The organism is Mediterranea massiliensis, assembly GCF_900128475.1.
Lineage (GTDB): Bacteria > Bacteroidota > Bacteroidia > Bacteroidales > Bacteroidaceae > Bacteroides > Bacteroides massiliensis_E.
In genome coordinates this window covers 225455-238288 of record NZ_LT635839.1, presented here as the reverse complement: position 1 = coordinate 238288, position 12834 = coordinate 225455, and the positions used below count along the sequence as shown (strand labels likewise).

6 protein-coding genes are annotated in these 12834 nt (G+C 55.8%); 1 reads left to right on the top strand and 5 read right to left on the bottom strand.

Annotation, left to right across the window (positions count from 1 at the left end; translation table 11 throughout):
* Window positions 1-18 precede the first annotated feature (18 nt).
* Entirely contained in the window at window positions 19-3618 is a 3600-nt protein-coding gene (locus BQ7483_RS14450) for a glycoside hydrolase family 2 TIM barrel-domain containing protein (protein ID WP_083535754.1), read from the top strand.
* 83 nt (window positions 3619-3701) lie between these two features.
* Here the strand turns inward: BQ7483_RS14450 and BQ7483_RS14445 are convergent, their stop codons facing one another.
* The 5 genes from BQ7483_RS14445 to BQ7483_RS14425 all read right to left on the bottom strand — a co-directional run bounded on the left by BQ7483_RS14445 (window position 3702) and on the right by BQ7483_RS14425 (window position 12789).
* Window positions 3702-4646, bottom strand: coding sequence for a tRNA-dihydrouridine synthase family protein (locus tag BQ7483_RS14445; RefSeq protein WP_072546367.1), 945 nt, complete (start codon window positions 4644-4646; stop codon window positions 3702-3704).
* Between the two features lie 436 nt (window positions 4647-5082).
* Window positions 5083-6093 carry a DUF5017 domain-containing protein gene (locus tag BQ7483_RS14440; RefSeq protein WP_072546366.1) on the bottom strand — a complete coding sequence of 337 codons (1011 nt, stop codon included), beginning with the start codon at window positions 6091-6093 and terminating at the stop codon, window positions 5083-5085.
* Between the two features lie 38 nt (window positions 6094-6131).
* Window positions 6132-7880: a RagB/SusD family nutrient uptake outer membrane protein gene (locus BQ7483_RS14435; RefSeq protein ID WP_072546365.1), complete on the bottom strand. Its 1749-nt coding sequence runs from the start codon at window positions 7878-7880 to the stop codon at window positions 6132-6134.
* Between the two features lie 20 nt (window positions 7881-7900).
* On the bottom strand, window positions 7901-11047 hold the full coding sequence (locus BQ7483_RS14430) for a SusC/RagA family TonB-linked outer membrane protein (protein ID WP_072546364.1): 3147 nt from the start codon (window positions 11045-11047) through the stop codon (window positions 7901-7903).
* Window positions 11048-11241: 194 nt separating this feature from the next.
* Window positions 11242-12789, bottom strand: a complete 1548-nt coding sequence (locus BQ7483_RS14425; RefSeq protein WP_072546363.1) for a sulfatase family protein — start codon at window positions 12787-12789, stop codon at window positions 11242-11244.
* Window positions 12790-12834 lie beyond the last annotated feature (45 nt).

Genomic DNA, 12834 nt, shown 5'->3' with positions numbered 1-12834 from the left:
AGTCAGTAAATAAATACAATGAAAAAAATCTTAGTAAGTTTAGCATGTATCTTCGTATGGGCCCTCAGCGTGGCCGGTGCGCAGATTGACTTTGCCAAGGACAAGCTGTACAACATAGCGCCGGCCGGGCAAAAAGGAAAAGTGATCGGTTATAAGGCAGGTGGCGGAGAAGCCCTGCTGGTGAAGCAGCGTGCGGCCGACCAGCTGCAGCAATGGGTCCTCAGCAACTTGTCGGGCAGTTTCCGCATCCTCAACCCCTTCGAGAACAAGGCCTTTCACAACAAGGCCGGACAGGCGGTGGGCATCACGGAGAACAACGGTTCGGACGAGTCGCAGTTGTGGATCGTCCGCGAGAACGGAAAGTTTGTACAGATATTCCCCTCCAACAGCCCCGACCTGATTATGGTTTGCAACAAGTCCGGCCAGCTGGCTCTGGCAGCCAAGGACGGGCTGAAGGACGAGAAGGAAACACTCTTCTCCATCGAGGTCAGCCCGATGCCGATGCCCGAAGGCATGGCCGAGCAGGTGGTGCAGCGTTCGCGCACCTATTGGGAAGACGAAACCCGCTTTGAGGAGAACAAGGAAGTGGGTCACGCCACCTACCTGCCCTATGCCAGCGAAGCCGAGATGACGGCCGATGCCGAGTATTACCGCACGCCGTGGGTCGACAGCCACAGCTCGCGCTACCTGCTGCTGAACGGTGACTGGGCGTTCCACTTTGTGCCCGAGCCCTCGCAGCGTCCGTTGAACTTCTACAAGGAAGACTACGACGTGTCGGGCTGGGAAACCATCCCCGTGCCTTCCAACTGGGAGATGCAGGGCTACGACCGCCCCATCTATGCCAACGTGGAATATCCCCATGCCAATACGCCTCCCTACATCGACGCCCGCAAGGGATTCAACGACGGGGGCAAGAACTATGGTATCAACCCCGTGGGTTCCTACGTGCGCTTCTTCGACCTGCCCGCAGGCTGGGAGAACCGTCGCACCTTCATCCACTTCGGAGGTATCTACAGCGCCGCGCTGGTTTATCTGAACGGTAAATACGTGGGCTATACACAGGGGGCCAACAACGTGGCCGAATTCGACCTGACTCCATACCTGCGTACGGGCCGCAACCGTCTGGCCGTACAGGTGTTCCGCTGGAGCGACGGCTCCTATCTGGAGTGTCAGGACATGTTCCGCATGAGCGGTATCTTCCGCGACGTCTGTCTGTACAGCACTCCGAAGGTCAGCGTACGCGACCATTACATCACCTCCCGCCTCGATGCGCAGGCCGGATATAAGGCCGGTGAGCTCTCTGTTGCCCTGAAACTCGACAATCGCGACGGGCTGAACGGCAAGAAAGACATAGCCCTCCGCCTGCTGGCTCCCGACGGCTCATTGGTAGCCGAAAAGGAACTCACTGTTTCGTTCACTGAAAAAGACCGCGAAGTGGAGGCGAAAGCACTGTTTTCTTCGTTGAAGGACTTGCAGCTTTGGACGGCCGAGACGCCGAACCTCTACACGCTGCACGTTGTCCAGCGCGAGGGAGGCAAGGACGAGATGGCCTTCTCCACCAAGTATGGCTTCAGAGACATCGAAATACGCGGTTCGCTGGTGTACATCAACGGCCAGCGCGTGTTCTTCAAGGGAACCAACCGCCACGACACGCATCCCGTCTATGGCCGTGCCGTGCCTGTGGAGTCGATGCTGCGCGACGTGCTGCTGATGAAGCAGAACAACATCAATACCATCCGTACGTCCCACTATCCGAACGCGGCCAAGATGTACGCCATGTTCGACTACTTCGGACTCTATACCATGGATGAGGCCGACCTTGAGAATCATGCCAACCAGTCCATCAGCGACATGCCGTCGTGGATTCCCTCCTTTGTGGACCGCATTGACCGCATGGTGCTGCGCGACCGCAACCATCCGTCTGTCATCTTCTGGAGCTTGGGTAACGAGGCCGGAGGCGGCAGCAATTTCCAGGCCTGCTACGATGCAGCCCGCCGTCTGGACAATCGTCCCATCCACTACGAAGGAACGCGCGACGGAAAGGATTTCGGTGGCAACCGTTTCAGCGACCTCTATTCGAAAATGTATCCGGGCATGCGGTGGATGGACAAGTATGTCAACTCCTTCGACAAGCCGATGTTCATCTGCGAATATGCCCACGCCATGGGTAATGCCATCGGTAACTTGAAGGAATACTGGCAGAGCATCGAAAGCAGTTCGTCCACCATCGGCGGTGCCATTTGGGATTGGGTGGACCAGGCCATCTACGAGCCTCACGAAATGAAGAAGGGCATCTACCGCCTGCACACGGGTTATGACTTCCCCGGCCCCCATCAGGGCAACTTCTGCTCCAACGGCATCATCCCCGCCACGCGCGACGAGTCGCCGAAGCTGAAGGAGGTGAAGGCAGCGTACCAGTACGTGCACTTCGGCCTCCTGAAAGTGGATGTACCGAAGGATGAAGTCAGCGTGCTGCTGAAGAACACCTACGACTTCCTGCCGCTCGACGGTTTCTACCTGCGCTGGCAGGCCGTGAAGGACGGCGTGGCACTGACGGCCGACAGCATGATGCTGGACCGCGTGATGCCCGACGACTCGCTGGCCGTCACGCTGAAGCTGAACACCCTCAAGCTGCGCCAGGTACAGAAGGCGGGCGAGGAAGTGATGCTCAACCTCCAGGTATGCAAGAAGGAAGCCGTTTCCTGGGCACCGGCAGGTCATGTAGTGGCACAGCAGCAATACACGTTGCTGGAGCGCGGTCCGCTGCCCGAACTCTCGACCAAGGGCGGCCGCAAGCTGGCCTTGCAGGTGGAAGAGACGGAAAGCACCGTCCGCGTAAAGAACGCCAACGTGGAGGCTGTCTTCAATCGCAAGAACGGTCAGATGACGTCGCTGGTGATGAACGGCCAAGCCGTTGTCAGCGAAGGTCAGGGCTTTGTCTACGACAACCATCGCTGGATAGAGAACGACAAGTTTACCCGTACGGAGAACGGGCTTGAGGCCGAAGGCGAATGCACGGTGACGAAGGACGGTGCGAAAGTCGTGGTGAAGACCGTCCGTAAGGGTTCGCTCTGCGACACGCAGATTACCTACACCTTTGCCCCCGACGGTACGATGGATCTGGACGCCGTGTTCCAGCCCCATACGGCCGATCTGCGCCGTTGCGGCCTGGTGTGCGGCATCAATCCTTCGCTGAGCCAGGTGGACTACTACGCCTACGGTCCGTGGGAGAACTACAACGACCGCAAGGACGGCTGCATGGTGGGCCGCTATACGACGACCGTGGACGATATGGCCGAGAAGTATGTCAAGCCGCAGTCCATGGGCAACCGTGAAGGCCTGCGCGAACTGAAGCTGACCGACGCTTCGGGCAAGGGTGTCTGCATCCGCACGGAAGGCAACGTTTCCTTCTCGGCTCTGCGCTATACCGACGAGGACCTGATGAAGGGACAGCACATGTGGGAACTGACAGCCCGTCCGTACATCGTGCTCCATCTGGATGCCGTTATGCGCGGTGTGGGTAACGCCAGCTGCGGCAGCGATGTCGACACGCTCCCCATCTATCGTGTATCTCAGGAGGAACATTCCTACAAGCTGAGATTCATTCCTTGTCTGTAAGGATATAATAAACGTTCAGGCACGGACTGCATGGCCCTTTGAGGCTGTGCACTCCGTGCCTGAATGTTGTCTACAACCTGTGTTCAGGACCTCAACAAGCTGTTGACAGCTTGTTGATAAGCTTCCAGACGCGTCGCCTTGTGGATGGCTTTGCGGGCCTTGCGGTCGGCGTCGGGTAGCAGATATTCCCAGAAGCTCTTCATCTTCATCAGCAGTTGCTGGTCGCCGCCTTCCAGCCGGTCGGCGTAGCGACAGAACACGTCGGTGTGCATCTGTCTGATCCGTTCCCTTTTCTCTTCTTCCGTCAGGGACTTCCCCTGCGCATATTCCAGTGCCAGCGCCGGATTGGCCAGCAGTCCGCGGCCGATGACCACGCCTGCCAGCCGCGGAAACTCGTGGCGGATGCGGTCGATGTCGTCCGTCGTCAGCAAGTCGCCGTTGTAGAAGAGCGGCTTCTCACAGCCTTCGTAGAACGTTCTGAATCCCTTCATATCCACCATACCCTTGTATTGCTGCTTGCCCAGGCGGGGATGCAGGATGATGTCTGCCAGCGGCAGACGGTTGAGCAGCGGAAGCAGAGCCAGACATTCGTCGGGCCGTTCCCAACCCAGGCGCAGCTTGACGGACAGACGCATCTGCGGAAACTTTTCGCAGAGGGTTGTCAGCAGCTGTTCCACCTCGTCGGGATGGGGCAGCATGCCCGCTCCGTTGTGCCGTTTGGCCAGTACGGGGAAGGGACAGCCCAGGTTGACGTCGGCTTCCTGCCAGCCCTTGTCGGCAAAGAGCGACAGGATGCGTTCCCCTTTTTCTGTGTCGGAGGCAATGAGCTGGGGGACGAGCCGCAGGCCCCGGTTGTTGTCGGGCTCCACGTCGCGCACGTCCTTCCGTCGGATTTCACCGTGCTCCACCCGCACAAAGGGGGAGTAGTAGCATTCCACGCCGCCGAAGCAGCGGGCGTGTGCCTGGCGGTAGACGTCGTCGGTATACCCCTGCAAGGGGGAGAAACGGAGGTTGAAAGAGTCTTGCATACGTTCTTGTTTTCTGCAAATGTAGGGATATTCCCGGGGTTTTGCAAGCCGGGTGGTGGCGGCGTTGCCGCTTCCCGATATTCCGTCGTCCGTTTGCCCGGCTTAAAGCGATTGTCCAAGCTGGGCAAAGCGACGGTTTAAGCTGGGTAAACCGTCCGTTTAAGCAGGGCAAACGGACGCTTTGGGCCGGGCAAATCGGCAGCCGGGAATGTACCCCTGCAAAAGCGGGCATGTTTTCGCCTGAAAGAAGCAATGTTTTGCTGTGGAAGAAGCAATGCTTTCCAGGAAAGAAAGCAATGGTTTGCGGGGGAAGGAGCGGCGTGAAGAAAAAAACGGGAGGAGCTTCGTGAGGCTCCTCCCGTTGGGATAAGTAGGGTGCGAATACGTTTTTATGTCAATGTCTTGAGGTTAGAAGTCTTGTGTCATAGAGATTCTTTTATTCCGTAACCTTGACGGTGAATTCGCGTGTGATTCGCTTCTGCTGGTCGTAGTTGCCGTTTGTTGCGACAAACGTAGCCGTGTAGGTACCAGCCTCCGTGTAGGTGTAGGTATAGCTGTCGAGGCTCTGTGAGATGTTCTTCAGCGGCGTACCGGCATCGGGGGTGCAGGCGTTGACCATGAAGAGGTTGGACGTCAGCCAGCTGTACTTCAGCGGAGACCCGCCGCCCGAGCTGTGGATGAAGAAGCTGCTCATGTTGGACATGTTCCAGATGCCGCTCGTGTTGTTGCTGACGGTGCCGTAGGGGCGGTTGGACGTCATGGACTTCTGGTCGCTCAGGTTATGCTTGTACATCATGTTCAGCGGGGTGAAGCCCAGGGAGGAAGCAGCCAGTGAGGACGATGTGCCGTCGGTCATCTGGTTGACAATCTGGAGGTTCTGGATGTAGACCTTGGGCTGGGTTTGTGAGTTGTCCACGCCTTTGTAGACGAAGGCCAGCGCGACGCGCTCTCCCAGATAGGGGAGCATGTCCAGTTCGTAGCTCTTGGTGCTGGTCGGGTTGGGCAGGTCTGCGGTGGACAGGAGGGTCTGCCATCCGTCGTGCTGTTCCACCAGGATGGAGTCGGCTTCGAAGTTACTCTTGTTCAGTCCTTCGAAGGTCTTCGAGATGAGCACCTTGAAGTCTATCATGTCCAGTTTGCCGTATTCGGTCTTGATGTCCAGTGTCAGCTTGGAGCTTTCAATCTGGTCGGTCGCTACCTGTGCACGGTCTTTGTATTCATACTTGCTTCCGGCTTCCCCGCTGAAGAACGTGAGGAAGTCGTTTTCGCCGCCCAGCTGGAATGTGATGGGCGTTCCTTTCTGTACGGTGATGGTCTGTCCGTCGTAGTTTACGCCGTCGCCTGTGGCCACAACGTCGAGTTCGGGGTCCTGCTTCATCTCGTTCTCGCACGACGTGAAGGCCAGGCCCGTTATGGCAGTCAATATGAGGAGTTTATTCAGTTTCATAATCTTTTATGCGTTTAATGGTTTGTCGGATGATGTGATTACCAGCCGGGATTCTGCGTGATCTTCTTGTTGACGGAGATTTCGCTATCGGGGATGGGGAAGTAGTTGTATGCGTCGCTGATCTGGAAGTAGGTCCATACACTGTACTTGTCGCCGCCGTTCCAGTTGCTTCCGTCGCCCTGCTGGGCCAGCGGAGCCAGTTCGTTCATATTCTTGATGTATTCTCCCCAGCGGATCAGGTCGAAGCGGCGGGTGTATTCGAAGCAGAGCTCCATGGCGCGTTCGTCCTTGACGGCCTGGCGGAAGGCATCCTTGCTCAGCGAACCTTCAGCATAGGCATCGACACCGGCGCGGGTTCTGACTGCGTTCAGGCATTGGTAGGCCAGCGTGGTGGGGGCGTCGTTCACTTCGTTCTCCGATTCGGCAAGCATCAGCAGAACGTCCGAATAGCGCAGCAGGGGGAAGTTGATGGACGTATAGTTCTTGTTCTTTTTCTCGTTCTGGCACTCGTATTCCCGGCGGAACTTGCCGCAGGCGCGCGATTTGTTGAGCTTCGTTCCGTCTTCGTAGTCGCCGGTCTTGTTGGCTACATCGCCTTCTCCGTACGTGTACGACTTGTCCCACCAGCCTTGGGCACGTGCGTTCTCCAGTTCGTCTTTCTCGAACTTGCGTCCCGTCACGCCTTTGCCTTTGGTCTTCTCGACGTATTCGAACGGAGCCAGGTTCCAGTAGAAGCGTTCCTGGTCGTTGTTGTTCACATACAGGTCATAGAGCTTCGGAGTGGACCAATAGTAGGCGTAGCCGTAGCCGGGGTCCTGCTTTCCGATGATGGACTGTTCGTTGGACACGTCCGGGCATTTGATGCCGAGCAGGTTGCCGATACGGCCTTCTGCACGTACCTCGTCGGTATAGTTACCGGCAAATTCCACTTCCCAGATGCTTTCGTTGGCGGTCGTGTTGTAGTTGTTGGAGCACATGTCGATGAATACGTCCCAGTAGTTGACGGCCAGTGCATGTCCTTCGTTCATGACCTTCTGGGCATAGACGCCTGCCTGCTTGAAGTATTCCTTGATCTGTTCGGCGTTTCCGCTTTCGTTGTCGCGGTAGTGTTCACCGGCACGGAACAGGTATACGCGGGCCAGGATGCCCCAGGCTGCGGAGCGGGAGATGCGTCCGGGCTTGTATCCCAGTTCGGCAGCTGTCTTCAGATTGCCGGCACATTCGGACATCTCTGTCACGATGAAGTCGTAGATGGTCTCCTTGTTGGTGCGTTCGATGTCGAGGCCTGCGACGCTGTTGGTCGACGTGGTCCGGAAGGGAACGTCTCCCCAGCACTCTACCAGCGTGAAGTAGTAGAAGGCACGCAGGAAGCGGGCTTCGGAGCGGTATTGCTCGCGGGTGGCGTCACTGATTTCGGGTGTCTGGTCGATGTGCTCCAGGAAGGTGCAGGCACGGTCGATGCCCGAATACAGGGTGATCCACAGACGGCTGAAGTAAGGGGAACTGGAGTTGGCGTTGTTGCAGGCGATGGCACCGCTGGTCGACGGGTTGCGTCCGCCGCCGAAGTGGGAAAGGTCGTCGCCGGCTACCAGATCCATGTAGGAGTTTCCGTAATAGTTCTGCGATGCCAGAGGGGCATAGATGGAAGTCAGGAACGAGGTGGCTTCCGACTCGTTGTTGAAGTAGACCTCGGGGGTCAGTTTGGTAGGTTCCTTGTCCAGAAAATCACAGGAACCCATGGCCAATGTCGTAAGGAGGAATAATATGGTTGTTTTAATCGCTTTCATATAGAATAATATTTATGATATTAGAAACCTAAGTTAAGACCGAAGCTGACGGACATGGCTCTCGGGTAGGAAGAGAAGTCCAGACCCGGAGTCAGGGCTCCTTCACGGATGGAAACTTCGGGGTCGTAGCCGGAGTAGCCGGTCAGTGTCCACAAGTTGGATGCAGCCACATAGATGCGTGCATTGTCAATCTTGTACTTGCTCAGGAATGTCTTCGGAAGGGTATAGCCCAGCGTCACGGTCTTCAGACGCAGGAACGAACCGTCTTCGATGACACGGGACGAAATGACGAGGTTGGAGCTGGAGTTGGTGGCAGCAGGGATGTTGCTTTCAGGGTTCTCCGGTGTCCAGCGGTCGGCATAGCTGGCATATTGGTTCAAGTCTTTCTTCTTCTGGAAGCCGCTTTCGAAGAACAGGCGGTTGGCGTTCAGGATGTCGTTGCCGTAGGACCATTGGAAGAATACGCTCAGGTCGAAGTCCTTGTAGCGGAAGTTGTTGGTGAAACCTCCCGTGTGGATGGGCAGGCCACGGCCGATCATGGTACGGTCGTTCGTGTCGATGACACCGTCGCCGTTCAGGTCGGCATACTTGGGCATACCGGGCTGTGTGTTGCTCTCGCTGGTGTAGTGCGGGATGTTGCTCTTCAGTGTATAAGTACTTCCCGACTTGTCGAAGTCTTCGTACTTGTAGGTTCCTTCATAGATGTAGCCGTACATCATGCCCATCGGGTAGCCCACCTTGGCGATGTAGTTGGGCTGGCTGTTGAAGTTCTGGTCGAAGGTGGCCGTGCTCAGCAGGCTGGTCTGGCCTTCGGTCAGTTCCAGTACTTCGTTCTTGTTGAATGCGATGTTGAAGTTGGTGGTCCATTCGAAGTTCTTGTTGCGGATGTTGACGGTGTTCAGCGTCAGCTCGATACCGTCGTTGCGCACCTTACCGATGTTTTTCATCGCGCTGGGATAGCCGGACGAGTAGGGCAGGGTGGCATCCAGCAGCAGGTCGCGGGTCGTCTTGCGGTACAGGTCGACGGTCAATCCGACGCGTTCGTCAAAGAAGCCCAAGTCGACACCCAGGTTCCATTGTTCGGTTGTCTCCCATTTCAGGTCCTCGTTGGGGAGGGAAATCGGGGCCACACCCACGTTGCTGTTGTTGCCGTCGAAGGGATATATGGTATTGGGGATGTCTTCGATGGATACGTGCGATTTGATCATGTCCAGCAGGGCGAAACGGTCGTATTCGCCGATACGGTTGTTACCGGTCAGACCCCAGCTCAAACGCAGTTTACCGCTGGACAGCACCGGCTTGATGTTCTGGAGGAATTCCTCTTCGGAGAAGCTCCAGGCCAGTGATCCGGAAGGGAAGTAACCGTAGCGGTTCTTCTTGCTGAACTTGGAGGAACCATCGGCACGGAAGGAGGCCGTTGCGTAATACTTGGACATGTAGTTGTAGTTGACACGTGCCAGATAGGAGAGCATGGCCCAGGAGGACTTGAGCGAAGAGGATTTGTCGAAGGTACCCTGGCTCATACCTGCCATACCCAAGGATTCGTTGGGAATCTGCTTGGTACGGAGCGAATAGTATTCGTAGTCGGAGTTCTGCAGTGTCACACCGGCCATCGCGTTCAGGAAGTGCTTGTTCTTGAAGTTGGTCTGGTAGGTGAGGATGTTTTCGTTCAGCCACGTGAGGCGTTGCTGGCGGATGATTTCGGCGTTCACCTTGTCGGTCGATGTCGGGCCGCCGTAGCGTGTCTGGGAGTTGTTGAAGGTATCGCTGTGACGGCTGTCGTAGGTGTAGCCGCCGGATACTTTCAGCTTCAGTCCCTTGATGAATTCATATTCGGCATAACCGTTGATCTGCAGGTTGTTCGTGTAATACTTCTTATAGGCGTTCTTCAGGTCCAGGATGGGGTTGAAACGGTAGTCGTTGGAGGCATCCAGGTCATCGTCCATCAGGTTGTTGAGCAGGTCGTTCAGCGTGCCGTCCGGATAGTTGACGGGACGGTAACCCCATACACTGTAGAAGAGGTTGTTCATACCGGAGTAAGATGTTTCGGAAGGAGAGCTTCCGCTCTTGATGGAGCGCGAATAGTTGGTGTTGAAGTTGACGGTCAGCTTGCCCCGTTTGATCAAAGTGTTCATACGTGCCTGCAGACGTTCGTAGTCGGAGTTGAGCAGGATACCTTCCTGGTCGTAGTAGGATACGGATGCGTTGTAGCGGACCGTTTCGGAACCTCCGTTCACGCGGACGTTGTGGCTCTGTTGCCAGGCAGTGCGGAATATTTCGTCCTGATAGTTGTTCTGCGGAACGTTCCGGTAGTCTTCCAGCGAATACTTCTTGCCGTTGTAGTCCATGAAGTAAGTGCTTTCGATGCCGGTCGGATCGATTTCGGCCTGCAGTTTCACGAAGTCGTAAGCATCCATCATGTCCAAGGTCTTTGTCACCTGGGAGATGCCGAAGCTGCCGTCGTAGGAAATCTGTGTCTTGCCGATTTTTCCTTGTTTGGTGGTAATGATGACAACGCCGTTCGCACCACGTGCACCATAGATGGCTGTGGCCGAGGCATCCTTCAGGATGTCAATGGACTCGATATCCGAGGGGTTGATGGTGCTTCCTGCTTCAGCATCTTCTACGGGGAAGCCGTCGATGACGTAAAGCGGAGAGTTGTCCTGCGTCAGAGAGTTGTTACCACGGATGGTGATGTTCATGGTGGCACCGGGCTGGCCTTCACCCGAGCTTACGTTGACACCGGCGATACGTCCGCCCAGCGCCTGGTCGAATGTAGCGACCGGAGTGGACAGAATGTCTTTCATGTTGGCCTTGGCGACAGAACCCGTCAGGTCTTTTTTGCGTACTTCCTGGTAACCTACAACGACCACTTCATCCAATGTCTCGGAATCTTCTTCCATCGTTACGTTGAATGTCTTTTGGTTACCAACTTTGATTTCTTGAGTTTTGTAGCCGATGAAGGAGAATTGTAAGACATCGTCGGGCTTCACACCGCTCAACTTGAATTCACCGTTGAGGTCGGTGCTGATACCGTTAGTCGTTCCTTTCACAACGACGCTCACACCGGGAAGTTCACCCATTGCGTCGACTACTTTACCTGTAATCTCACCTCCTGTCTGTGCCTTCAGATTCTGGAAGCAGCATAGGAGGCCTGCAAGTAACATCAAAATGAGTTTTCGTCTCATCATAAATATTAAATTAGTTAGTTAATAATAAAGGTTGTTTCGCGGCACATATTGCTATGCGGTACAAGATTGCCGCAAAAATATGGATTGCGGGAAAATACCTATTTAATGAATAGTTCACAAATAGTGTAATTTCGTACATAATGTATCTTAGGACACCTGTTGTACAGGCTTTATCGGGCCTTTCCCTTCACACTTTCCAGCAACCGGGCCAGTTTTTCGGCTGTTTCGGGATTTGCTTCGAAAACATTCTTTTTTTCGGAAGGGTCTTCCGCCAGGTTGTACAGCTGGGGTTGGGGGGCGTTGCCCAGTTCCATTTTTGTCCAGTATTCGATGGCCGGCTGGTCGCTTGGTTCGATGTATTTCCAGTTTCCTTGGATGATGGAAAGGGTGTTGTTCAGGTTTTGCTGGACGACGTATTCACAACCGGTGGTATCTTTGCCCAGAAAGGTCGCAAGCTGGTCGCGGCTGTCGGGAGCGGCTCCGGCAGGCAGCTGGTGGTTCAGCAGACTGGCCAGCGAGGCGTAGACATCGATCATGGAGAACAGGGCCTGTTGTTTGCCGGGCTGGATGACGGCCGGCCAGCGCACGATGAACGGTATGCGCGTTCCGGCCTCGTAGGCGCTGTATTTGCCGCCGCGGTAGTGCTTCATCGGTGTATGTCCGTTCAGCAGTTCGCGGGCCTGGTCCTGATAGCCATCGTCGATGACGGGTCCGTTGTCGCTGCAGAACACGAAGAGGGTGTTGTCGGCAATGCCCAGGCTGTCGAGGGTATGCATGATTTCGCCTACGGTCCAGTCCAGCTGGAGAATGACATCGCCGCGGGTACCCAGCCCGCTCTTTCCGGCGAAGCGCGGATGAGGAACACGAGGCACGTGGATGTCTTGTGTACCCATATAGAGGAAGAAGGGGCGGTCCTTGTGCGCGATGATGAAGTCCTTGGCCTTGCCGGTGATGACGTCGGCAATGTCTTCGTCTACCCACAGAGCCGACTTTCCCCCAGTCATCCATCCGATGCGGGGGATACCGTTGATGATGGTATTGTTATGTCCCTGGCTGGGTTTCAGTTTCACCAGTTCGGGATTTTCCTCGCCCGTAGGCCAGTTGCCTACCTTGTGCTCATAGCTCACGGTGATGGGGTCGTTGGGATCAAGTCCGTCCACACGGCCGTTTTCCACAAAGACGCAGGGCACACGGTCTACGGTAGCCGGGATAATGTATTCGTATCCGAAGCCGATGTCCTGGGTGTTGGGCTTGATGAGGCCGTTGAAATTGGTTCCGCCTTTGGGACCGAGTCCCAGGTGCCATTTGCCGATGGCGGCGGTGGCATATCCTTCCTGTTGGAACATGTCGGCCATGGTGATGCAGGCCGTGTCGATGATGAGTTCCGAATTGCCGGGAGCGATGCCTGTATTCTGCTGCCTCCAGGGATACATGCCGGTCAGCAGTCCGAAGCGGGAAGGTGTGCTGGTCGACGAAGTGGCGTAGGCGTTGGTGAACTGCAGTCCCTGGCCGGCGAGGCGGTCGAGGTTGGGCGTACTGATTTTGGTAGCTCCGTAGCAACTCAGGTCGCCGATGCCCAGATCGTCGGAAATGAGGTAGATGACGTTGGGCTTCTTGGAGTCCTGTGTATCTTTGGAATGTTTGGCAGCGTTGCCGCATGCCGTCAGTAGGGCGGCTCCGACAGGAAGCATGATTTGAAAGGTGGCTGAGGTCCTCATAGCTCTTGACTTTTAAAGTTTCGGGAGCAAAAGTAGAACCTTTGG